The sequence below is a fragment of the Motilimonas eburnea genome, from assembly GCF_021295345.1.
Lineage (GTDB): Bacteria > Pseudomonadota > Gammaproteobacteria > Enterobacterales > CBDFNC01 > Motilimonas > Motilimonas eburnea.
In genome coordinates this window covers 159,058-182,497 of record NZ_JAIMJB010000008.1, presented here as the reverse complement: position 1 = coordinate 182,497, position 23,440 = coordinate 159,058, and the positions used below count along the sequence as shown (strand labels likewise).

Genomic DNA, 23,440 nt, shown 5'->3' with positions numbered 1-23,440 from the left:
GAGTGTTTATGTTAGCAGGTACTGTTATTTGTGCCCGGGATATTGTTTTTTTTGCGGGTGGTCGGTCAAATTTGTGACAAGCAAGGCATTTAGTATCAAATTTCAAGTAGACGATCACTTCAACTCGTTGACCAATTTTCAGTAATCACTGATGATAGCTCCAATAAGACCCACATTAGAGATATAAGCCTTTTGTAATCAATACCTTTGTTACAACAGGCTTAACTGCAGCTTTCAAGAACGTATTTTGTTTATATGAATCAGCCCTTTTACCTCGAACGTAGACTTTCTGTTGGTGATAACACGTACACAGAGACTGAGTTACTAGAAACATCCAACTACATTGTCATTTTGGCTGAACCTGGGGCTGGAAAGACAGAGCTCCTGAAGAGCTTGGCAAAAAAGCTTGGCGTTAAAGAAGTGACAGCAAGTGCCTTTCGCTACAAGGGGCCTGACCAAGCAGAGATTCCTTTAGTCATTGATGCCTTTGATGAGCTCGCCAAGGTTGATAGCGCAGGTATTTATGAACTACTTGCTCAGGTTTGCAAAGCCGAGCCGACGAAAGTCATTATTTCAAGCAGATCCAGTGAATGGGCTCACTCAGCCACCAATAATTTTGAACAATTTCTTGGCCATGCTCCATTACTTGTCAGAATCTGCGAGTTTGATGATTCGGAGCAACAGGAGATTTATACGCACCACTTGCAGAAAGGTGATTTTGCTGCATTTCGGAGCGAGGTTGCCAGATTTGCATTGGAGCCTATTCTCCCAAATCCACAGTTTCTGAAGATGTTTGCCGATGCCTACACTGAGAGCAATGGACATTTTACCGACAAGCGTTCAATTTTTACTCAAGCCGTGACACGTTTAGCTAAAGAAGCTAACCCAGCAACCAAAACTGTTTCGCCTCTGTCAATTGAAGACAAAGTTATCCTATCGTCAGAAATCTTTGCAAAACTATTATTGTCTGGTACTGAAGGGGTTGGAGTAAGCGAAGCAAGCGAAGACAGGATGTACCCCTTACTTAGCTCACTATTGAACGTTAAGAATGTCGGGGCGAGACCTATATTAGCAACTCGTCTTTTCAAGCCAGGTGATCATGCCGACCAGCATCGACCCGTTCATAAGATTGTTGCTGAATATTGTGCTGCAAGCTATCTCGTTAAGCGTATTTCCTGTCCATCAGACCCTTTAACTTTGATTCAATGTTTGCCGATTATCGCTCCAAACTCCACGGTTCGAGATGAATTGCGCGGTTTACTTGGTTGGATGGCCTCATTGGGCGATAATTCAATCCAAGAACGCGCTATTGAGCTTGATCCATACGCGGTACTTGCAAACGGCGACCCTTCCCAGCTCACGCCATCTTCAAAAAGGCTTCTTATATCCCGATTAAAGCAAGTTGAAGCCTCTGATCCATACTTTCGAAGGGGAGACTTCTGGCGTAGGTTTAGCGTAGTCGGATTTTTTACCAAAGAAACCATCGATGAAATAAAGCCAATTATCACTGATGACGGTGACGGGCACTTGAAAAACTTGCTACTTGAACTTTTAGTAGGCTCCAAAGCCGAGAAGTGGTTAGTAATAGAATTACGTGAGTTACTATTAGCACCCGGCGAAAAAAAGCATGTTCGATTCTTAGCAAAGAACTGCCTATTGAATATTGATGACTACAACTTCCGTTCAGATTTGAAAGCGTTGATAACGGAAGCGACTCATTCGTCATTGCATGTAGCAGCAGATGCAATCGTAGAGCTTGGGCCAGACACATTTAGTCCGAGTGAGCTTGAAGTATTCTTTCGTAGTTGCTTCAACCTTTACCCTAACCATCGAAGACGCTTTGAGGGGACACTCGGAGGGCGCTATTTTGTTAAGCGATTAATAGATCGTTTAAATCTAGAAACCATCGAATGGCTTTTAGATTCAATGAGTAAAGACTTGGCCTGTACTTGCGGAAAAGAAGCCTATGAGTGTGACTGTAGAACAGGGATCAGCAAAATCATGGGGTCAATGCTAGATCGCTATTGTGAGCTGGCTAAACCACCTTTTGAAGCCTTACGTATCTGGCAATGGATTGAAAACCTCAATTTTCCGGGGCAAGTAAACACCCAGGACATCATCTCGGTAAAATTTCTACAACAAAACCAAACCTTACGCCAAGAAATCATCGCTCATGTTTTCGGACAACTTGCGGATCGGGACCGTATTTTTCATGCTGAGGTACACGTGTTTGGTGGTCATTACTCACATGCCGGCCTTCGTCTAAACCTTGATGATGTTAATTATATTGTTGATTTGGCGTTTAAGAACAACAACCTCGAATTGTGGATAAACTTTCTGCCCCGACACCACTATCATCATGCAAAAGGCAAATTAGGGCCAGATTATTTGCGTCGCAAAATGCGCCTTCAAGCCTTGCAAAAACCTGAATTTATGCGGGCTTGGGCCTTACAAAACAGGCAAACGCCGGTGTGGGAACATAAGGACAACCTAAAGCGAAACGCCAAACACCGTCGACGAATGAAGCGAAAGCAACGAAAAGATAGGCTGCGACACACGAAAAACATAAACTATGTTCAAAACAACCGCGCTTTGGTGGAAAGTGGCCGGCACTGGGGCTACTTGGTTCGCTTTGCCGAGCTCGTTCTTTACAAACCAGAGCGTATTGAAACAGAATTTGGCGATGAGCAGCTTGTTCGAAATGCACTAAAAAACTGCCTCGACTTTGTTGAACCACACGTTCCTAATCTGAAAACACTGGCTGAATTGCAATGTGCTTCCAAAGGTTTATACGCCGAGACTATCCTCTTTGCGGCTTGCCTTGAGATATTGCGTGATTGCGGAAATTTAGAAGGTGTCAAACCCTCATTGTTAAAAGCACTGAGAACAAACTTACAGATGAACTTTGATGCCGTTGAAGCAAGCGAATGCGATGCTCTTAAAGCTGAAGTAGATCGCTTAATCTTTCCTGACACCGGCTCTGCAGAGCAATTTCTACGAGAATACCTTGAGCCTCAATTAACGCAGCCTCAATGTCTCTACCCAGAGGTCGATATATTAATTGACGACGAGATATTCAGTCCTTTACGAGCCAAGCTATCCATTGACTGGCTTGAGCGTTTTAATACTATCGGACATAATGCTCTGAACTCTCTTTTTAATACGGCGGTTGATTACGGAACTAAAGAACAACTAAAACAAATCATTCGTAGTCGATGTTCGGAGTTATTGCCTTCAAAGCAGGGGGCATTGGATGATGAGCTCAAGCAAAGCCGAAAATTCTGGTTTGTTCGCGCTTTCTACTTCCTGAACCTAGAAGAGGCTGAGCCGTATTTTAATTGGTTAAAGTCTGATAAAAACTCCGTATTGCTGTTCAATGAGTATTCCGGCAGATTCAGTGATTATTCACAATGGCCAATGCTTACATCTAACAAGGTAGAAGCTATTCTCGATGCCTTGCCAAAAGTACACCTTCCGAGCAGTTATGGCACACACGATCCTATCGAAGAGAAGGCCTATCGATTCCTTAAAGAAATCGTCTGGTCAATTGGTAAAGATAACCCAGATGAAGCAATCCCTGTTCTTGGTCGACTTTTAGCAGATCCACGATTTGCAGACATTCATCGAGAGTTGAAGAGCATACAAGCCGAACAGTTTCGGAAAAAAGCGCTGAGAGATTTTGAGCCACCAGCGCCTAAACAAATCGTAGATTTATTAGACAACAATGCTGTGGTCACGGTTGAAGGGTTGCGCCAGCTAGTGCTTCAAGAGCTATTGAACTATCAAAAGGATATTAATGGTGGAGAGTTCAATGCAGCAAATCGCTTTTATAAAGTAGATACCAACGGTAATGACATCAATTTAGGCGAAGTTGCATCTGTTGAGATCGTCGCCGAACGTCTTAGCTTGGCACTCACCCCAAAAAGCATAATTATTACGTCAGAGCATCAGACCAAAAATCAAAATAGAATCGATATAACGGCATCGAAAGTGATTGATGGCAAAAGGCGATTGCTTGTTATTGAAGCCAAAGGGCAATGGCATAAAGACCTATATTCAGCAGCATCTGCTCAACTATTTGAACGTTACTCCATCCACCCAGATGCCGAGCATCAAGGCATATACCTCGTGATTTGGTTTGGTGAAAATGTCAAAGTTGAACAGAAACAAAAACATGGGATAAAAAGTGCTCAACAGTTAAAAAGCTGTATTGAAGCAACGCTACCGGCACAACTAAAAGGACTCATCGATGTGTTTGTGTTGGACGTTTCTAAACCCAGTAAATCGTGACCTGACAATGGGTACAACAGATGGCCCAAGTACAAACGAAGAACGCCCCAAAGCGTGCTTGAGGCGGTAGAAACAAGAGCCCTCTAGCTTGCGCAAAAGCTAATGGGTAGGAGCAATAGTCGAACATATTCAGGAGATTCCGTGATACCTAAAGATAGAATGCCAGAGGCAGAGGTGACACTTAGGCTAGCGATGTACTTAATCAGAGGCTCTTATACAAATGATGACGTGATATGTGCTATTGATGGGGCACAAGTAAAGGTTGGCTCAAATATTGTCTTTCCAATTATCGAGTTCTTGAATGCGGAAGGTTGGATTGGTCTGGAGCAAGATGAAAAATGGCAATGCAAGTTCATTAATAAAGACTTTTCCCAAGGTATCATTATTCATTCGACACCAGGAGAGGGTGACCTAGTCTCGAACCTTATAAATGGTTATACGCTTCGAGTTGAATCGAAAAAAGGCCCCATGGTAAGTAAACCAGGCTCAAAAGAGTATCCTCTAATCCGGGAAGCAATTGGACAATTAATGACGGTCGAGCATGCCAATGGAGAAGACATTTTGGCTGTCGCAATTCCCGAATCGCCAAAGTTTCTTGACCTAGCCCGGCAGTGGAGAGAGCGACCATTAATGAAGCATACTGGTATTCATATCATCACAGTTAATCGCCACAACCAAATCACGGGGCTTGAAAGTATCGGCATGTAATGGTTTATTGAAATGAATTGCTCACATTTGCCCCAGTTTATTAGCGCAAGGTTTCAGCATTGGTATTTTAACTTAGAAGGATGTACTGTGAAGCGGGTTGAAAGTATTTAAGATTACTTAGCCCCAAACAATCGAGAGTGTTCACTAATAATAAAAAGGTCTAAACAGTTAACTGTGATTAAGCTAATAAAACCAAAGATCGTGCAAAGATTTCCTACCATAGCTACCCCCTCTCGAATGCCAGTTATTGAATCGAGTCCCCACTAATCTCCTATACTTTTCAATCTCTCGATTGAATGGGGCGGGACAGATGTAGGCTAACTCTATCGACTTGCCTTGTCAATTGCGTTGCATAACCCATTAGCAGTAACAATTCGATAAGGTAAGGAGCCATTCAGTTTTTTGAGACCTAAAGCGACTTTATCTTCACCGAGCCGCTCAAGCAGACTAAATAGTGTTAATGAGTTTAATTTACCACTCTTTAAATGCAACACGCGGCTATTGTGAATTTTGGGATGAAATCTCATTTCGTCAAACAATTTCATTGTACTTCCTGATAAAACAGGTGATGGATGTTGTGAGTAGAAGCGATTACCCTCACCAATATTCATATTTTTAGCCACATTCACATTTGTATTCACAAAAATACAGTTTTTAAATGTACAGCCTTTGAAGTTGCTTTTTTTCAGCAATGCTGCTGAAAACACACAGTGCTTAAACTTAGCATTAGTGAAGTTAGACTTTTTCAAGTTTGAGCCCAGAAATTCAACATGTGAAAACTCTGCGTTTTTAAAACTACATTTGGTTAATGTGGCCCCTTTAAAATTAACATTCACAAGTGAGGTGTTCGAAAAGTTGGCTCTAAAGCACTGAGCTTTAGAATAAAACTTATTTCGTATATTTTTTACCCGACTCTTACTGTAAAACAGAGATAAACGGCTCAATCCTTTTTGTTTTTTTGGCAGCACATTACTCTCCAGTCTCGAATTTTGATAACGTCCTGTTAAAAGGTGGACAACTCAATACCAAAGCTACCACAGGCCACGTTACACGGTAAATTAACGGCTACGGGACTCCCTTGAACTATTCGAACACGCTTAAGTCAAAGTTTAACCTACTTTAAAATGCTCAGTGAACGCATATGCAGAAATAGAAAACCCAATTAACGATACACAAAGCATAGATACACTGATTGGGTTAAATTGAAGGTAAGCTTCATAGCCGCGCATTCCGTTCCGTCGGAAAGGTCTTCGTTTTGATGCAGCCTGTCCAAAACCACCGAATGCTGCAAGGCCAAACCCGAAGGGAATCCAGAATAACTCGCCAATTAATGGGGTCTGCTCAAGAAAGAAAGCGCCGACACAAATAGGAACACCTATCGCATACAAAAAATGAAACCACTTCCAATCTTCAACGTTTGGAATGCTACTCACTTTCTCTCCTTAGTTAGACCCCATAATAGGATGATAATACGGCAACCTTTCACCAGTCTCAACTTGGGTAATCAGATATCAACCCAAAAACACCTGGGTATTCATCTTTTTCATCATAGAGGTGACTATCGCTTCAAACATTTTGAGTGCAATTAATCCTCGCTTCTTGCTTGTTTGTATCACTGCTAACAAGTATAAACGAAACTTATCTTCACGCTCTGAGCTTGTTCCGTAGCAAAGTTTACGCATGATAGCGCTGCCGCTCAGGCATCGCTAGGCTTCATTGTTTGTCATTAAGCTTAAGAAGATTGCTTTCGCACTTTATCGAGCGCGTCAGAGCTAAATTCCTTATAGCTGCCCACTGGGTTGTTTACTTTTTTTTCTGCAGCCACGGCGTTAATGCAATTTGGTGTAGCCATTAGCTCACCTGGATTATTCTTGCACTCAGCAATCTTTTGCAACCGATCTTCTGTCTGTTCGACATAGAAATCGACTGTCTTTATTTCTTCTTTCGTCTCTTGCCCGCAGCCTAAAATAACTAGAGAGCAAGCCAATAATGTCAAAAGCCTCAAAATAACCTCCTGATAAAAATGTTATTGATAAGTATTTGACATCAATTATCAGTAGAAAGCAATTCCAAAAAAAATGAGCCTAGGTGAGCATGCTGACGCTACCCAACAGGGCGTTGCCGAAAAATCCAAAGATGCGCTAAAATACACTGTATAAATACACAGTTAAAATTTGAGAACAACCATTGATCGCACTTACCGATGTCAATTCTTTCTATCCCTCTGCCGAGGTCGTTTTCGAGCCTCATAACAGAGGGAAACCATTGATAGTATTAACTAATAATGATGGTTGTGTTGCAGCATTAAATCGGCAAGCTAAAGAATTAAACATCCCTCGGTTCGCTCCTTATTTCCAAATCAAAGAGTTATGTGAAAAGCACAAGGTAATTGTAAGAAGCTCCAACTACGAGCTGTATAGCGATCTCTCAATGCGCTTTGCCAGTTTGATCTCAGAATACTCACCCAACGTCCATATTTACAGCATCGATGAGAGCTTTGCGGATTTAAGTGGGCAAAAAAACCTACTGCAGCTTGGCGCCGATATCCGAAGGCGTATTTGGACCGAGTTAAGGCTACCGGTGTGCGTTGGCATCGGTGAGACCATCACGTTGGCCAAAGCTGCTAATCACGCAGCTAAGAAGATCCGCGGTTACCATGGGGTTTGCTTTATTGAGTCATCACAACAGCGGGAAGCAATATTGTCACAGATGGACGTTGAAGATGTTTGGGGAGTTGGTAGGCGCATAGCCAAACGGCTCAAGCTATTTAATATTCACAAAGCCATTGATTTAGCTAAATGGCCACCAAAGCACGCCAAAACAAATTTCAATATTTTACTTGAGCAGACGGTACGCGAGCTCAACGGGGAGCCTGTTAAAGAATGGGATACGGTTAGAGCGGATAAACAACAGATCTGGTCAACACGCTCGTTTGGCGAGCGAATTACCGACATTGAAAGCTTATACCAAGCCTTAGCGAAACACTGTGCGATTGCAGCCAAGAAATTACGCGATCAAGGTAGTGTTGCGCAGCAATTAATTGGTTTTGCCGCTTCGTCATCATTCGATGAAACGCCGCAGTCATTTAAAATCTTGCACCGGTTCGAGGTACCAACCAATGACACCTCAGTGATAGCAGGTGCAGTGCGAGAGAATATCCACCAGCTCTTTAAGCCAGGTGTACCTTATTATCGAGCGGGCATTGGGCTGGTGGAGCTTCGCAGTGAGTGCAATGTCCAGTTGGATATATTTGCCAAAGACAGGAGTAACCCCAAGCTCATGCAATGCCTCGATGCTATCAATAATCGGTTTGGTAATGGCACGGCCTTGCTAGCAGGCGAGGGCATCGAGCAGAAATGGGATATGCGGCGCGAATATTTGTCGCCGCAGTACACGACCAATTGGCGACATATACCGAAGATTAGGTGCTAACGAAATAGCGATGCTAAGCAACTGCAGCCGAAGTCTTTTGCATTAGCTTCGCGATAAACTCACTTTTAATGGGACATTCATTTAGCGAGCGAATAAATTCGTATAGAACTTCACAGTAATGAAACCACTCATTTCCCTTACCTGCTTGCTTGACTTGAAGATCAGAAAAATAGTGATGAAGAAAACGCTCAACCTCAACACCACCAGCATGCACAACAGATACTACCTCAAGGTCCCCTGTCCGATACTGCGCTTTAATAGCCTTAAGCCTATTCTTTAAATCAGAGGTAATGCCTATTTTCACCATACTATTTTCTTCATCCAAAATAAAATAGACATCTTGTTTACTTGAGAAAACATTGGAGTAATTAAGCCTAGCGAGCGAATAGCTTCCTTGGGGATCCATAGAGCTAGAAGCTAGGAAGGGCTGTGCTTTTAACCATGCTTTGATCATCGCGGATTCATACTGTTTAACTTTGAAGGGGCGAACGAGCTCGGTAGTTTTAACCTTATGAAACAAAGGCTCAAAAGAGGAGTCCTTTGAATGAATGAAAACCGTTGAAGGTAATTGGTATGTAATAAGGCTTAACCGATCATTTTCATGCGTTTGATCAAAAGGACTGCGCCTACCATGGATAGTACCACCTTCGAAGTATCTCACTAAATAAGCATTTATTGCGTTATTATACAGGTAGAAATGTACTACTCTGTTTCGGTTTTTCAGACAATAATCTTTATAAAAATCAGTTTCTGTAATTTTGCAAATAATGTAAATGCGCTCTGGTTTAGACATCGCATTAAACCGTTGAAGTACATACTTTTTCAGAGCATTCATATAGTGCTCTCCCCGATCATCCACTGATTTGTTCCATCAGCAAAAAATGAGATTTCCAAACAATCGATATCGAGTAGCTCCCCTCCGGCCCCTTTTTCACGAACGTACCGCCCTCCAAGTTTGATAAGAGCATCAAACAAACCTGCAATTTCATCATGATAGTAATCGTCTCTGATGCCCGTTTTATGGTTATTTGCAGAATAGTTAAGAATTTTGTGGATCCGAATATTGCCGCTAAACCCTGCCATTCGAAAATGCTGGCAAATCATTTTCAAGTACCCAATCATATAGGGCTTAAACCATTTTCTAGTACAAATCGACTCTTGAAATGAGCGCTCATCAACGGCATTAGAGGATCGCTTAAGTTTACTAGGCCTTTCTAGGTTCAAATCCCACTCCCGACACGAAATATCAACACTCTTCCCTTTGAAGTTGTAATAGGCATAAAAATGTTGGGGCAAAAACTCGGGGCTTAGAGTAGGGTTGTTACATTTGGTATTTCGGTTGTAAATAGCCTTAAAAACAGAGTCGTCCCAAAAATTTAAGCAAAACAATACATTTTCTGCAGTGCTAGAGCGATAGCTTTCATAACCCTCGATCTCATCAAGCAAACTCCCAACAATTGAACCTGAAATCCGGTGGTAATCCTTATTAGAAATTCGAGTAAGCAAACTGTCATGTACTTTTGGACTGACTGCGATGATGTCATCAATAGCTTTCCGGTACTTCGAAATAACACTATCAAACCTTGCGATAGTTTCTTGGGAGCAATATAGAGTAGGAAAATGGCTATTATCACTCAACAGGGTTCCGCCCAAGTCTTTACACAGCATGACTAGCTCAGCCCAAGTATTTTGTTTGTGAATAAATGCCACAATTTCTTGCGCATGGGTACGCTTGATGCCAATAACTTGCGATAGGTATTTTGAGTGCGCTTTCGCTTGGTTTAAGGTAGGGAAAGTAAACATATAATTAAGCACCTGATATTCTTGTGCGTCCACATATCACAAGAAGAGTGATACTCAATTATTAACAGATGGAGTTCTGATTCAGCGCTGCATTTCGCTTTGTCTGTGGACTGACTGGTGGCGCAAACCGTCAATAAAAGATAAAGTTTAGACTGCGTTATGTCAATGAAAATTATAACCTATACCGAAACTCATGCAGTTAAGCGTTTCAAACACTTGATAACCAAACGAGCCACTCCACTATTTACCAGCCTCCAGCACAAGGTTTTGCCTTAGCCAATATGAGTATTGATGCTGCTCTGGCAGAGGATGGCCTTTTTTCATCTTTGACTTAACACTCTCATACCAGATGAACTTGCCAGCTACATTATGAGCGCCAACAATGTCGGCATGCTCTTGATACTGGCAAGGGCTATTTGTACAGCAAAACGTATCTCTTCTATGTGGCGGCCTATTATTCTTATCAGCATGACCGCATTTGGGGCAAGTTACGCTCGTGTAGGCCGCTCGAACAAGCTTTGGTGGAGGTAGCCCCATGCAAGCAAGCTTATAGCCTAGTAGGAACTCTAGGCGACCATATTGCTGGCGGGACAACATGCGTGAAAAATTACTTTTTCTAGCCCCTTTAGGCCTTTTCATGTGAGGGTTGTTCTTAATGCTGGATAGGTCCTCAAGTACAACTTGGCACTTATATTTATCAGCAATAGACACTATTTCATTAGCGACGTGGTGCATCAAATTGAGAGAGTAATTTGACCAGCCTGAGATATAACGCTTTCCTAACTTTTGATCTAACTTTTGTTTTGCCTCTAACTTTCTTTGGTGCTGGCGAAGGTTATGCCCGGACAAAGAGCCTGTTACGAACACTTTACCAGATGAGCTATCCCTAACTGAAAATGTAGCTAACTCATCGAAACCTCGATCTACCCCCATGATACACGCTGCTTCCTGCTTTCTAACTTGAAATAGCACACTGACCATCAAGAAAAACCGCCCATCTTCGGTTGCAACTAATTTAGCCGTTTGCGCTTGACCCTTAGACAAGGCATCACGTTGTTTTTCAGAAAAAGAAAGAGGAACTAGCATACCTAAGGAGGTACTTTCTTGGCACCGCTCACCACTCTTAGTATCTATCATGTCCATTTGGATTTTGCTGGCACGCTTATCATGGCTGTTCCACAAATTAAGAAAAGCAAACAATCGGCCTTTATCATCTTGGTAGATCTTGAAACCATCACCTATGCGGTGTTTCTCGAACGATAGCGGTCGGTATTTCGAATAGTTTTTCATTGAGAGTGCGTCTCGTGCCTCACTCTCCCTTTCAAGGTCCACAGATAAAAGAAGCTGATTCAGCCAAAACTCATAATCAATGGCATGGCTTTCCTTTGATGGGTACCCGGCATTCTGACCAGAAAGTTTTAGTTCAACATAAGAACTGACTTGCTGCTTTACCGTTTCAATGACCGATGCTTTTAATGCGCTACCAAAAGGTAGGGGTTTCACTATAGCTTGTAGTTTTTTTTGCAGTTGACCAAAACGCTTATTTTTCTCACTCTTAGTCTCGAGCGTTAATATGTGGTTAGCATCTTCTTCGCAAAGCGCTAAGGCTTTGTAATAAGCCATGTCTGATTGGACGAAGGTTTTGTAAAGAGATCGTACCTTAGATTTAGACAAATTATGCAGCTCAAATCGGTAGGCCTTATATACGCTGACCATGCCTTTAGGCGTTTTAGTTCTCGGCATATACACCTCCCACACCCGATAGTGCACGTGAGGGGGATATGAGCAAAGTTGAGCCTACACTTACTAGCCACACACCCGATAGTGCACCGTTTTGCTTGCCGGACACGCTCACCATCATACTTACTAGCCACACACCCGATAGTGCACGCAAGTGGTGTTGGTGTAGAAAATTGCTGTAACTTCCTAGCCACACACCCGATAGTGCACACGATAATAATCCTATCTTTGGCGATGGTGATCTTACTAGCCACACACCCGATAGTGCACATTGACGTCGGGAGGCAATAAAAGCACACTGCCTTACTAGCCACACACCCGATAGTGCACCGGGAGTTTTCGGTTGACTTCATCACCATGTTCTTACTAGCCACACACCCGATAGTGCACTGCAAGGTTACAACGGCTCCATGCAAATGCTTCTTACTAGCCACACACCCGATAGTGCACTGAGTAAATTCACCAGAATAATGAGCTAGCACAGTTGGTTAGCTATCTATATCCAATTTAACCAAATTTCTAAAGTGATAGATAAGAACCTATAAATACAATAACTTAACTATCAAGATAAAAATATGGTTGTTAAAGAACATGCACTATATGGTATCAACTCGGCGGATTACGTCCTAAACCTCAAAGCATTGCAAATCGGCATTTCAAGTTACGGCTTTCTGCCCACTCGAAGTGTTGAAGTAGCGAACTATTCCAACAACATTCGATGCAGAACAAGGGCGGTAAGGTAAGTCAAAATGACCCGCGCCCATAGTGAAGTATAGTTATAAAATGATTGTAGTAGTAACCTGAAATCTGTTATTTGTACTTTGCTTTAGCATATCGGTTGGGAGTCTCCTGCGGCTTAGGGCGGCGTTCGACAAAAAAATTATCAGGCAAAAAGTCATGCTCAGACAGATAGCCACTAGAACGTTTAAGTTTTTGCGTGCGACCTCGCTCGTAGTCGTTAAACTCGTTCGAATCCTCTGGATAAGGATTTCGATAGGGAGTGTTTAAACAAGAGTTAAACCCTTCCTCAAATGCCTTGCTGGTTGCTGACATACAAGCTCCATTGGCTCAATAAGTGCCACATCGGCGGCGAAAACATCAAAGAGAAATCATATACACATTAGCCAGCGTATCCAAGAAAATTCCAATTTAATCATCATGTTTGACGCCAATCACTCAGAATCACTAAAAATCATTGAATAATCACTTATCAATCATCGTTGCCAATCTTCGAACCTGTATAAACTTACCTCATTCATTAAATGAAGGAGAGCAAACTATGAGCAACACACAAAACAACCACAAAGCAAATCAAGCCAATAGAAACAAAGGTACTTCTGGTCACAACGACGCATATCAGAAAGCGTTAGACAATCGAGCAAACCAGTTGAACCCTAATAATCCACGTTACAACGGCAAAAAGTAATTGCTAGTCCATGACTGGGCGATAGTTCACAACCTTTACGACCAGGATGGCTTAGTAGATGACTTAATAAGATACCGATGGTTAACTACCCATCGGTTTATTGTTTAATTACATATGGTTAATCATGAAGGAAACGACTAAAAAGTATAAGCATACGAGGCAATTGCTAAAAATTGCCAAGCAGGAAGGTGGTTATACAAACAAAGACATCGAAAAAAAAGCAGGTTTACAAGGGTCTTCCAGTTCATTAGCCTCTCGTTGGCTCAATGGACACGCATTAGCCACTGAGCGTCAAATGCGATACTTCATCAATAACTATGGCCAGCACCTTAAGCGTCAACTTGAGCACCTATTCATACAGTCCCTTGTCGATGAGCATGGAGTTGAGCAGAAGAAATATATGAAGTTTACTGGCGATATTATTTTCAAACATCAGATTAAGCTAAAGCTAATTACTCCATTTCATGGTAGATATAAGACAGCTAGCGTGGTGCGCGTAATCATTCTTGAAAACCAAGGAACCTTTAAGATACTACTGCAATGCCGAGCTGGTTTCCTTCGACTATCAACAATGGATCAGACAAATTTTCAAGAAAATACATTCGCTCCCACTCGATTTAGTGCAATAAATGGTGAAACTAGAAATTTGGAATGGAGTGATATTGAGGAAGCCAATTGGCATTGCATTCAGGTGACCGACTGTGCAAGCATCAACACCCTAGTGAAGGATTTTACTGCATTAACGAGTAGTCTAGCTGATGGGAACAACATTTTTGATTACATACTGGATCCAGAATCTGCCAAGACTAAATCCAAATTATTTAATAAGCATATACCAAATACCATGGAGTTTGCCTTCTATCAAAAAATAATGAAATTAGGCTTGCAAAGTGAATTGTTGCCATTTTAATATTCGATTTCCCCAATAGCTAAATTGAGGTGCTTAATCCTCAAGCCAGAGCTGTGTTCCAGCTCATGACATGGGTACCTTTCAATTTGAGCACCACCCCAACTCAACATAAGGCAGGGGTCGTGTATGGGTATCATTCGGACGACCTTGTAATCGGTCATAGACTAGGTGAAAACGCTGAGGCAAGTAACTGAAATGATTCAAGGTACACTAGGGTCAGGGGTGGGTAAGGCCGAACCATTATAGCTATTAAGCTATATCGTTCGGTCTTTTTACTTTGCAGGTTCATAACGCATAATCACATCTCGACACCTATTCATTTTTATAAAAATCTGCACTATCAATAGATGAGGCAGAGGTTGTATAAAATTGTTGAAGAACTTTTGCAAAGGAGCGAGAGTCCCTTTCTATTGAGTGGATAGATATTGGGGAGCTCTCGCAAGAGTTGCTTTTTTTATTATATTGTTTTATGTGGGCAACCTTATCATCATAAATAAACACATTCTTTGTCGGTACCTCATCAATAAATCTAACCGATATAGTATGATTTTTTTTCTGTGCTTCTGGAATAATATCCTCATCAAGCTTCCTCATTGTTAACTCTAGCTTTTTGTTATGATCAATCTCCCAGTCAGTCCTTGGTTGATCAAAGGGCCGTAAAAATAAAAAATCTATCTTTTCAATGCCATGGATAGCCTTTACAAAGTCATCTCTAAATAAAGCTGTATTTACCCTCAATGCTTGAACCTTAAGATTCTTACAAGCATTCATAGAAGCAACCTGTATATCAATATGGCCAGTTAGAAAAGAATCTTTTCTAGGGAAAACCTCCCTGAGCAATGCCTGGGTTACTCGAATAAGACCTGATAAAGTAAGGATACAAAACAAAAAGAGAAGCGACCAATTACTGAGAATATCGATAATTGGCTTAACGTCAAGCATAGGTAATAACGAGAAAAATGCAGTAAAAAAGTAAGCGACTAAGAATACAATAACTATCTTAAGGCAATCGCAAATCATCAAGACGAAGAAATTCCAAACGCTTAATAGTTCACTTTTTACATCCATTTTATACACCTATAAATCCAGAATATCCAAAGTACCCACACAGAGATACATGGCGAAGATAAACGTTTTAATACTCTATTCCATGCCTCTTATAACGCTCCGCCAATGTTTCAGGTATCCAATCCACTTTTACAATCCCTGCAGCTTTATGCCGTTGAAATGGGTCATCGCCATAGCACCAACCTTCAGGCATTTTGCTTCTCAATCCAGTTTGATCTAATTTTCTATCTTCATCTTTTGTTACAACTACGATGATGAGTAGCTCACTGAGCAGATCATCAACTTTTTTGGGGGTAATGCGTTTAATCTTAAGAAGCTCATTAAAAATAACAGTGCGAGGTACTAAATGCTCTCTAATTAATCCTTTGTATCGATCTCTCTTATTTATAGCCCCATTTTTTACATTTTGTTTGTAGGTTTTCTCAGCCTTACGAGAAAACCAAATTGCATCAGGTGGTAGATCGTCATTGGTATAAACTCGTGGGCGGTATCGGCCCCATAGTAATTGCTTTTCCAATATGTTCTTTTTCATATCCATGGACCAATCCGATTTGATCACATCGCAGATTACCATTGCAAGTTCACCTTTTTTGATTGAGCTCATAATTGAATGGCCTTGAAGTGTCATTAATTAAAATCAATATATCAATTTTTATATCGACACGTATGGATTTGAATCACAATAGAAAAGTCATTTTTTATGCGATCGGCGCCTACCCATGGCATTCTTCTGCTGGAGAATGCCGCGGCCATAGTAAGTGATCATACCGGCATCGGCCCAACGTCCGGCCATTTGCACATCAGGCACTAACTCACCAGCGGCCAGTAAGTCTTGGCAAGCGCCTACACGCGCACTGTGGCCTGACCATGGCTCAGGTGGCCGCCTAATTTTGCCCACCAATGCGCCAACGGGTAGATTTTGTCGGTAAATGACTTTATCCGCATTTTCATCAGTGACCTTTTTGGGATCATTGAACAAGGCTAACCAGCCCTTTTGAAAGATCTCATCAACATAGTCGGCATGGATGTGGGGCCGCTGCGGAAGTTGTTCAAACACTTCGGCGCCAGTGGCATCCACGCCAACTGATTTTGCTTGGATTTCTAATGTCGGCCGCTTGTGACGGACAAACAAAAATCCGTTATCATCCAAGCTTCTGCCTGACAAACGAAGGTAGGCTTCAATCAAATTAATACAGCGAGTCGATAATGGGGCAAAGTCCATTTCCCCTTTTTTCTTCTTAGTTTCATAGATAACAACCCGCCAATGCTCAACCAATTGGCCGTCCTCATCTTTCTCAACTTCACTGGTTATATGGGGGATTTTTATACGCACCAACTCACTTTCCCGGAGCAGCGTTTCATAGGCCACGGTCAGTAAAGTTAGGTTACGCAGCGTATAAATATGGGTGCTTTCGTGCCAGAGTTCATGCAAGGTATCGAGGTAGATTTCACGAAAAGGGGAGGCTTGGTCTGCATCAAAAACCTGCTTGTTGCGCACTCCCACTGCGTCAATATTTTCTTCTGCTCTGCGCTGAATAGCGATATTTTTTAGTAACTTGCGTATTTCTATACTGGCTGTCGGATCGGGTGCGCCCGCCCATTGATGCGCCAATGAAATCATCCAACGATCACGGCCAAGGGTCGCCTTTTTCACATGTTGGCCACGGTATTGTAAATAGTTTTTCACTGTTCCTGTGGTCGCGGGTAACCATGGTACATCCAATTCATCGCAGTATGCTTGAAACAAACCAAGCGCCGATTTAAACGCACGCAGCGAATTTGGCTCAAGGCCAGAATGGATGATCGAGGCATCAAAATTGCGCTGGTACAGTGCCACCAGTTCAGGTATATCACCAACATCGCCGCCTTGTTTGATGAACTCATCAGACATGATCCGTAGGCGTTCGACATTGCCTTCTTCGGCCAACCGGGTCATTAACTGGCTATCAATGACACCGTTGCTGTCTTGTTGTGACACTACCAATTTTGTCATATTTCGACCTCATGCCTTAAATCGACATTCCCTATTTCTGCTGTCAGATTTCCACATCACCTACAATGTCATAACGTGACAGTGGCGGGATGCAGTTGATAATGGGCTTGCTTCGCCTGCTGATTTTCTTCCACCAAACCCACTTTAAACGCCCCAGCACCTTCAACTAACCTCATGATTTCACGATGTTTTCTTGATTCGAGCAACACTGATATAGGGGCAATTTGGTTACTCGCGTCGTCAAAACAATGTTCGATATGCTCGGGCAATAGGTATAACACATCGGCTACCTTGGGCGCCTCAGAGTCCTGAACCAAGTCCGACTGGATCCCATACTCAATGTCCATCTTTGACAGTAAAGCATAGAGGCGATCACAATCATTCAGCTCACTCTTGGGGTGATAAGTTTGATAGAGGGTCAGCAATTCTTTTTCTGCATTGGCGTTAGCACGCCGGCACTGAGCCAACAAAGTTCGACCGCTTTTCTTCACCGGTTGGTAAGCTGACTGGGCTAGCCTTGTTTTTAAAAATTTAATGATGATCGTATTTCGTTTCGCCATCGGCACATAACCATGGCTGCTGGCCACATCCAAATACAAATGAAGCAAACAATTCATCACAAGCTGTCGCATGACTTCAAATTGGTGATCGTTCACAAAGACCTCAAAGGTGCTGGTGGAAAATTGGATAACAGATCGGAGATGGCTGACCGGCACACACGGATTGCCAAAAACAAGCCATTATACCCAAGTCTTTAAGATAGCACAACTTTACCCCTGATAAACACCATTATCAGGGGTAAATTAGATATGAAATATAGTAGGGTAGTTATTCTGGTTAACATTACAGATTTCACAGAAATCACAATCTATACACTGTGGATAGATAACACCTGAGAGGGAAGGGCAAGTAATATCAGGGGCAAGCCACTAACTATACACTGTGGACAAGAAGTGCTTATCAAGCTACTAATTTATCATCAGGGAAAACAACTGCAAAGGCTAACTAAAATAAACTATCCTGCTGTTAAAAGTTAGAACAGAGCACATTGTCAATCAGCAAGGTGGCGCGCTATGTGGTTATTTGCTTTTTAGGTGTTGCGTGCATTGCTACGGTGTTGAGCGATTACAGTTAACGAGCAGAGGCTCTGCAGCAGTAGACTTCAAATATCTCAACTAAAGGTGTCCGATTGCGTTCGACCAACACAGCACCAACCAGCTCCTCAATTGCAAGACCCACATTTGATAAATAACTCAAGCATTTACCATTGCATTGATCCAGAACAAATGATACTATTTTTTTGTAAATAAGTGATAAAACTTTGACACAAAATATTTTGTCACGCGTTTATTTTAAAAATGAAATATTAAATAGTATCAAGGTATATGGAAATATGAAAAAAATAAATAAAGAAGAAATCCAAAAAGTTTCGGGAGGCTTTGCTTCACAAACCGTTTCATCAACTTCTGATTATCAGATACAGTTTGGTAATAAAGTTGATTTGTCATCAGTTGTGGCTGTTGATTTTGTCAATTTAGACTCACTAGCTACCGCCCCTGCTGTAAATATGCAAGAAGACTAGCAATTGAATTTAGGCACTACCAAGTTGGTGCCTTTTCAACTTTAATTAGTGTCTTTAATTTTGTTCAAATTAGAAAAGAACCTTTAGCCATTTTCGCATGCGTAATACCTTTCATACCCACGCTTCCCATTTTGGAATTATAACAGTTTCGAAAACATCCTTTATGTGTAAAAAACTACTTTTATTAATTTTTTAGGACTTTGCCAATAATGGAAATTTTTACTTCTATACCAAACCCTAAGGCAAACAAATCAACAGCAAGGAAGCTTCGTGAATTTCAAGTTGACTTATGGAAGATCTACACTTCGATGTGTGAAACCAAACTGGGTTTAGAATTATCGGATATAAATGAAATACTCGATTCTATCGTTAACGAAAAAAAATTGTCACCGAAGTTCATTTTTGCATTCTATGAATTGTCATGCTCCATGAAGTCTGGTGACATTACAGGAATTCTTGATTCATTATCAAAAATTAAGATTGCAATAGGAAACGAGATAATAAGTGAGAAAATTGAAATATCAAGTATTTGTTCAGAAGATTGGGAGTGGAACTACATAAATTACCTGAGGAGCTATGAGCGAAAAAACATTAGGAATGAATCGACAATCGTTAGACCCATATTAAATAATTCCGAATTGGACTTTCACAAAAAAAATATTGAAGTGGCCTTGAATTTGATAAAGGAGCAGACACCATGTATTTATTCTGAGGTTGAAGCTTACCTAACCGACATAAAGATATTTCAAGGCAGGGTCCTGCGGGGAGATACTTCATCAAAAGTATTCGGTGCAATTTGGCTTAGAGTTCCAGAAAAAGAAGACGATCAAGTAGCTTATTGGATTGAACATATAATTCATGAAGTGTCTCACCTCAAGCTTGAGGCATTATTTCATCTTGATAAACTAACCTTAAACTGTGACGATGAGAAAATATTTAGAGCACCAATCAGGAACGAAATGCGTCCACTGCGAGGAGTGTTTCATGCAACATTTGTATTATCTCGAATGGTACGTTTCTTTAAAACCGCATCTTTAAATGGTTATGATAAAAGGTTTAGAGACAGGTTACAGTTATGCCGCCTACAACTAGAAATAGGGATTAATGAAGTGCTTTCAGATAAAGCAAATTTCACTGAGAATGGCAAGAAGATACGAGACTCCTTTAACGAATGTTCAATGCTATGAAGAGAGTAGAACTGATATTTTATGGAGTCCCTATTGTCTCGTTTATTTATAATCACCCATCAATAAGTAATCTTATTATTGTTGATAGCACTGCTGCAATTACGATTGATAAAAAAACAGAAGCCTTTCATGGTCATTCAGAGGGATACGATGAAGAAAAATGCATTAAAATATCATCGTTTGAAATCCTTGAGAGAATGCTATCGCATGAATGTTTTTTTTCACCTGAAAGGTTATCAAAAGGTTTTGAGGGTCGATGTTATTACTCTGGGTTAAGTGTAGGTTTTACTCCGGCTTCGAATATTTTAATTAGGCAATTTGATAAAGATGGAAAAAGGATAACCTCTGCTAATGGTTTGGCCATTCACGAGGATAGAGATTGTGCCATTGTAAATGCACTCTTTGAAGTTATAGAAAGACACCTGCTGTGTGAAGCTTGGTACTATGAAAAAGGCCTCTACCTAATTGATACTGAATATATCGCACACAACCAAGTTATTAACTATTATATCATAAATGAAAGCATACCTTTTGTAATTGCTTGTTTTATTTGTGATGAAAGAGTATATTTTGGCTCATCTGTGCGAAGTAGCATTAATGAAGCAATGGAAAAATCTAAAGCTGAATCTTTGCATTTATATTGTAATTTTTGCGTAAACATTCCACGAGCTGATCACGGGAACAATAATGAATCATTATTGAAGTTAAATAGAATTTTCGATTTTGAGAGCTCTAAAATACTGCTTGAATTAGATAAGAAAATTAGAGGAACAAAAAACAATGTCGATCGCCACATTGATTTCAATGCAAATACAATTTTAGAAAATACATTCTCCTCCAAGCCAAACATCTCTATCTATGACCTATTTGACAATGAAGGTTTATACCTTTGCAGAGTGAGAATTGCAGAAGCTGAGGATAAGCTAAGTTGTAGGAGAAAGTTTTCTAGATTTACAATTGAAGATCCATTTTGCTAATGAACAAATTACTCAACAACCGTTATTATAACCCTGATGCTAGCCGACTTGAATGGCCACTGAGCGAATCGTTAGTTAGGCATCACAAAAAAAACATAATTATACATAGAGATTGCTCTATAGAAGATCTAGAGAAATGTATTAATATTTTCGCAGTTAATTTTTCCGCTATAGAGTTTCGTGTTGATTTATTAGACTTTGTTTCAGAAAAACTAACCAAGAACAATATTAACAACATTTCAAAGAGTAACATAAAAATTTTTCACAAAAATATTGAAATAAAAAATCATAACAAAAAAGATAACAACTTAGATCGCTCTAAGATTTCCTTAGTAAGAGCATTTTACAATGATGTTTTAAATAGAGAAATAAGTGATATTGATGCAATCAAAGTGCTACAAAAAAACGAGAATGACTTTATATTTTACGAGGAGAAGGGAAGAGCCATTAGCATGGCTGCAGCAACGCGTAGCATTTTTAATTATAGATGTATCAGCTATGTTTATACTAGCCCTCATCATAGAAGACGTGGGCATTCTTCAATTTTATTACAGGAGCTATGTGATAGGAGATTAGCAAATTTCCTACACGTTGATGCAAGAAATGAAACAGCTATTAATCTATATAATAGCTTTGGTTTTATAGAAGTCGGTGAGTTTGTAAGGTTAGAGTGGTCAAAGCAAAAATGATAAAAACTATTAGTTGTGATGTAGTTGTTATTGGTGCTGGTAACGCGGGTTTATGCGCAGCAATTTCAGCTGCACAAAAGGGTAAATCTGTTGTAATTCTCGAAAAAAGCCCTAAAGTAAACAGGGGTGGTAACAGTAGCTTAACAATGAACTTCAGGTTTACTCATTCTAACTTGTTTGAACTATGTGAGTTAACTGATTGCCCAAAGCAAACAGAAATGCTTATTAAGTCGAAATATTACCCATACTCGCCAAGTAATTTTTACGATGATATTATGAAATCCTCGAAGGGTATGGCATGCCAAGAGCTATCTAAAACGTTATCGGAACACTCCTACAATGTTATAAAGTGGTTATATTCTCTCGGCCATAGATGGGAAGTTAAACCGAATATTCTCGAGGGAAGTGTTCCTATAAGGATTAAAGGAGGAGGAGCAACTTTACAAGAAAAAAATTTCTCCGTAGCTGAGTCATTGGGAGTGAAAATATTATACGAAAGCAAGCTTAACAATATCATTTTCGATAACTCAACCATTGCTGGAGTTTCATTTTCAACAAACAACACCATTATTGAAAATAATATTTTATGTAAATCAATAGTGCTTGCGTGTGGTGGTTTTCAGGCTAACTCATTAAAGGTTGCAGAAAATCTTGGTTTTTTGTGGTCAAATGTTCCGGTTCGAGGGGTTCCCTTTAACACAGGCGAAGGGATTTACGCTGCTATAAAAGCCGGGGCAATATTTTACGGAGATAAAAAGGGTTGTCATTCAACTCCCCAAGGAGTTAATATTTCGCCTTACTCATTACCAGGTGATCATGAACAAGTTCAACTCAACTCGAGGTATTGTTTTAATTTAGGAATAACAGTCAACCAAGTAGGTAAAAGATTCTTTGATGAAGGTGAAGATAATCCAAATTTCCTGTATGCAAAACTTGGTGGTGAAATTTTAAAGCAGCCAAATAGAATTTGTTATCAAATATTTGACAGTAGAACAGCCGCCTTACTACCTAAGGGGTATTTTGTGAACAGTGGGATGGTTTGCTCTAATGAATTATCAAAATTAGCTAGTCATTTTGGTATTAGAGAAGATACCTTAGCCAAGGAGATAGATGAGTTTAACGCCTCAATTGAAGTTGAATCCAGTGAGTTTGTGAAGAAAGACGGACTAACTACAAATGGGTTACTTATCCCTAAGTCAAACTGGTCAATAAAAATCATTCAACCTCCTTTTTTCATATGTCCCGTAGTTACAGGGTTAACCTTCACCTACGGTGGAATAAAAATAAATGAACACGCTCAAGTATTATCTTCAAATAACACTCCAATAAAAGGACTGTATGCGTGTGGTGAAATAGTAGGAGGGGCACACTATCATAATTATGCTGGTGGCACCGGATTAATGTTAGGCTCTGTATTTGGGTACATAGCAGGTAAAATTTGCTGATAACCTTACCCCCTTGAGCCTAGGATATGGGATATGGTTTGTAAGATCAGATGGCGAGTATGCAGTTAATACGAAAAATACAGAATAAGGACTCTTGCAATGATAAACATCAAATGAAGATATAATCAAGAGGCAATTTAAAACCTTTATCAAACAGTTAAAGTCACACCTTTTTTCAGGTAGTATACCC

Annotated in this window: 21 protein-coding genes and 1 CRISPR repeat array; of the genes, 10 read left to right on the top strand and 11 right to left on the bottom strand. The window is 40.6% G+C overall.

Going from position 1 to position 23,440, the window contains the following annotated elements:
* The first annotated feature begins 255 nt into the window (after window positions 1-255).
* Together eruA and K6Y21_RS10210 are read left to right on the top strand one after the other, a co-directional pair.
* Entirely contained in the window at window positions 256-4,290 is a 4,035-nt protein-coding gene (eruA, locus tag K6Y21_RS10215) for an NACHT domain-containing antiphage protein EruA (protein ID WP_233071742.1), read from the top strand.
* A gap of 141 nt (window positions 4,291-4,431) precedes the next feature.
* On the top strand, window positions 4,432-4,998 hold the full coding sequence (locus K6Y21_RS10210) for a hypothetical protein (RefSeq protein WP_233071741.1): 567 nt from the start codon (window positions 4,432-4,434) through the stop codon (window positions 4,996-4,998).
* A 323-nt stretch (window positions 4,999-5,321) separates the two neighbouring features.
* Here the strand turns inward: K6Y21_RS10210 and K6Y21_RS10205 are convergent, their stop codons facing one another.
* From K6Y21_RS10205 to K6Y21_RS10195, 3 genes are all read right to left on the bottom strand, one after another.
* A complete protein-coding gene (locus K6Y21_RS10205) occupies window positions 5,322-5,966 on the bottom strand; it encodes a pentapeptide repeat-containing protein (RefSeq protein WP_233071740.1) in 645 nt (214 codons plus the stop codon).
* Between the two features lie 141 nt (window positions 5,967-6,107).
* On the bottom strand, window positions 6,108-6,431 hold the full coding sequence (locus tag K6Y21_RS10200; RefSeq protein WP_233071739.1) for a hypothetical protein: 324 nt from the start codon (window positions 6,429-6,431) through the stop codon (window positions 6,108-6,110).
* A gap of 299 nt (window positions 6,432-6,730) precedes the next feature.
* Window positions 6,731-7,003, bottom strand: coding sequence for an EexN family lipoprotein (locus tag K6Y21_RS10195; RefSeq protein ID WP_233071738.1), 273 nt, complete (start codon window positions 7,001-7,003; stop codon window positions 6,731-6,733).
* Window positions 7,004-7,185: 182 nt separating this feature from the next.
* On the opposite strand from K6Y21_RS10195, the gene K6Y21_RS10190 reads away from it, so the two are divergent.
* Window positions 7,186-8,430, top strand: a complete 1,245-nt coding sequence (locus tag K6Y21_RS10190) for a Y-family DNA polymerase (RefSeq protein WP_233071737.1) — start codon at window positions 7,186-7,188, stop codon at window positions 8,428-8,430.
* A 13-nt stretch (window positions 8,431-8,443) separates the two neighbouring features.
* Here K6Y21_RS10190 and K6Y21_RS10185 read toward each other — a convergent pair whose 3' ends face one another.
* From K6Y21_RS10185 to K6Y21_RS10170, 4 genes are all read right to left on the bottom strand, one after another.
* Entirely contained in the window at window positions 8,444-9,265 is an 822-nt protein-coding gene (locus K6Y21_RS10185; RefSeq protein WP_233071736.1) for a GIY-YIG nuclease family protein, read from the bottom strand.
* Window positions 9,262-10,266 (bottom strand): hypothetical protein, encoded by a 1,005-nt coding sequence (locus K6Y21_RS10180; protein WP_233071735.1) that lies wholly within the window; start codon window positions 10,264-10,266, stop codon window positions 9,262-9,264. Before K6Y21_RS10180 ends, K6Y21_RS10185 begins: the two co-directional genes overlap by 4 nt.
* 207 nt (window positions 10,267-10,473) lie before the next feature.
* A complete protein-coding gene (locus K6Y21_RS10175; protein ID WP_233071734.1) occupies window positions 10,474-11,976 on the bottom strand; it encodes a zinc ribbon domain-containing protein in 1,503 nt (500 codons plus the stop codon).
* A 59-nt stretch (window positions 11,977-12,035) separates the two neighbouring features.
* Window positions 12,036-12,423: a CRISPR direct-repeat array (repeat unit 28 nt; unit sequence CTTACTAGCCACACACCCGATAGTGCAC).
* A 360-nt stretch (window positions 12,424-12,783) separates the two neighbouring features.
* Window positions 12,784-13,026 carry a hypothetical protein gene (locus K6Y21_RS10170; RefSeq protein ID WP_233071733.1) on the bottom strand — a complete coding sequence of 81 codons (243 nt, stop codon included), beginning with the start codon at window positions 13,024-13,026 and terminating at the stop codon, window positions 12,784-12,786.
* A gap of 226 nt (window positions 13,027-13,252) precedes the next feature.
* On the opposite strand from K6Y21_RS10170, the gene K6Y21_RS10165 reads away from it, so the two are divergent.
* Complete coding sequence (locus K6Y21_RS10165) at window positions 13,253-13,399, top strand: hypothetical protein (protein ID WP_233071732.1); 147 nt, start codon at window positions 13,253-13,255, stop codon at window positions 13,397-13,399.
* Window positions 13,400-13,523: 124 nt separating this feature from the next.
* Window positions 13,524-14,309 carry a hypothetical protein gene (locus K6Y21_RS10160; RefSeq protein ID WP_233071731.1) on the top strand — a complete coding sequence of 262 codons (786 nt, stop codon included), beginning with the start codon at window positions 13,524-13,526 and terminating at the stop codon, window positions 14,307-14,309.
* A gap of 312 nt (window positions 14,310-14,621) precedes the next feature.
* Here K6Y21_RS10160 and K6Y21_RS10155 read toward each other — a convergent pair whose 3' ends face one another.
* The 4 genes from K6Y21_RS10155 to K6Y21_RS10140 form a co-directional block, all read right to left on the bottom strand.
* The gene (locus tag K6Y21_RS10155) at window positions 14,622-15,377 is read right to left on the bottom strand and encodes a hypothetical protein (RefSeq protein ID WP_233071730.1); all 756 of its coding nucleotides are present in this window, start codon (window positions 15,375-15,377) and stop codon (window positions 14,622-14,624) included.
* A gap of 67 nt (window positions 15,378-15,444) precedes the next feature.
* On the bottom strand, window positions 15,445-15,981 hold the full coding sequence (locus K6Y21_RS10150) for a hypothetical protein (RefSeq protein WP_233071729.1): 537 nt from the start codon (window positions 15,979-15,981) through the stop codon (window positions 15,445-15,447).
* Window positions 15,982-16,068: 87 nt separating this feature from the next.
* On the bottom strand, window positions 16,069-17,370 hold the full coding sequence (locus tag K6Y21_RS10145; RefSeq protein WP_233071728.1) for a site-specific integrase: 1,302 nt from the start codon (window positions 17,368-17,370) through the stop codon (window positions 16,069-16,071).
* A 68-nt stretch (window positions 17,371-17,438) separates the two neighbouring features.
* Entirely contained in the window at window positions 17,439-18,026 is a 588-nt protein-coding gene (locus tag K6Y21_RS10140) for a DUF2913 family protein (protein WP_233071727.1), read from the bottom strand.
* 665 nt (window positions 18,027-18,691) lie between these two features.
* Here K6Y21_RS10140 and K6Y21_RS10135 point away from each other — a divergent pair.
* From K6Y21_RS10135 to tcuA, 5 genes are all read left to right on the top strand, one after another.
* Window positions 18,692-18,952: a hypothetical protein gene (locus K6Y21_RS10135; protein WP_233071726.1), complete on the top strand. Its 261-nt coding sequence runs from the start codon at window positions 18,692-18,694 to the stop codon at window positions 18,950-18,952.
* Between the two features lie 209 nt (window positions 18,953-19,161).
* Window positions 19,162-20,139: an aKG-HExxH-type peptide beta-hydroxylase gene (locus K6Y21_RS10130; protein ID WP_233071725.1), complete on the top strand. Its 978-nt coding sequence runs from the start codon at window positions 19,162-19,164 to the stop codon at window positions 20,137-20,139.
* Window positions 20,136-21,116, top strand: a complete 981-nt coding sequence (locus tag K6Y21_RS10125; RefSeq protein WP_233071724.1) for a YcaO-like family protein — start codon at window positions 20,136-20,138, stop codon at window positions 21,114-21,116. The genes K6Y21_RS10130 and K6Y21_RS10125 overlap by 4 nt, the downstream gene beginning before the upstream one ends.
* Complete coding sequence (locus K6Y21_RS10120) at window positions 21,116-21,805, top strand: GNAT family N-acetyltransferase (RefSeq protein WP_233071723.1); 690 nt, start codon at window positions 21,116-21,118, stop codon at window positions 21,803-21,805. Before K6Y21_RS10125 ends, K6Y21_RS10120 begins: the two co-directional genes overlap by 1 nt.
* On the top strand, window positions 21,787-23,250 hold the full coding sequence (gene tcuA, locus K6Y21_RS10115; RefSeq protein WP_233071722.1) for an FAD-dependent tricarballylate dehydrogenase TcuA: 1,464 nt from the start codon (window positions 21,787-21,789) through the stop codon (window positions 23,248-23,250). Before K6Y21_RS10120 ends, tcuA begins: the two co-directional genes overlap by 19 nt.
* Window positions 23,251-23,440 lie beyond the last annotated feature (190 nt).

Excerpts from the sequence above, each read along its gene's own strand:
- eruA (WP_233071742.1), top strand. The coding sequence starts at position 256 with ATGAATCAGCCCTTTTACCTCGAACGTAGACTTTCTGTTGGTGATAAC.
- K6Y21_RS10185 (WP_233071736.1), bottom strand. The coding sequence starts at position 9,265 with ATGAATGCTCTGAAAAAGTATGTACTTCAACGGTTTAATGCGATGTCT.
- K6Y21_RS10175 (WP_233071734.1), bottom strand. The coding sequence starts at position 11,976 with ATGCCGAGAACTAAAACGCCTAAAGGCATGGTCAGCGTATATAAGGCC.
- K6Y21_RS10170 (WP_233071733.1), bottom strand. The coding sequence starts at position 13,026 with ATGTCAGCAACCAGCAAGGCATTTGAGGAAGGGTTTAACTCTTGTTTA.
- K6Y21_RS10165 (WP_233071732.1), top strand. The coding sequence starts at position 13,253 with ATGAGCAACACACAAAACAACCACAAAGCAAATCAAGCCAATAGAAAC.
- K6Y21_RS10160 (WP_233071731.1), top strand. The coding sequence starts at position 13,524 with ATGAAGGAAACGACTAAAAAGTATAAGCATACGAGGCAATTGCTAAAA.
- K6Y21_RS10155 (WP_233071730.1), bottom strand. The coding sequence starts at position 15,377 with ATGGATGTAAAAAGTGAACTATTAAGCGTTTGGAATTTCTTCGTCTTG.
- K6Y21_RS10150 (WP_233071729.1), bottom strand. The coding sequence starts at position 15,981 with ATGAGCTCAATCAAAAAAGGTGAACTTGCAATGGTAATCTGCGATGTG.
- K6Y21_RS10145 (WP_233071728.1), bottom strand. The coding sequence starts at position 17,370 with ATGACAAAATTGGTAGTGTCACAACAAGACAGCAACGGTGTCATTGAT.
- K6Y21_RS10130 (WP_233071725.1), top strand. The coding sequence starts at position 19,162 with ATGGAAATTTTTACTTCTATACCAAACCCTAAGGCAAACAAATCAACA.
- K6Y21_RS10125 (WP_233071724.1), top strand. The coding sequence starts at position 20,136 with ATGAAGAGAGTAGAACTGATATTTTATGGAGTCCCTATTGTCTCGTTT.
- K6Y21_RS10120 (WP_233071723.1), top strand. The coding sequence starts at position 21,116 with ATGAACAAATTACTCAACAACCGTTATTATAACCCTGATGCTAGCCGA.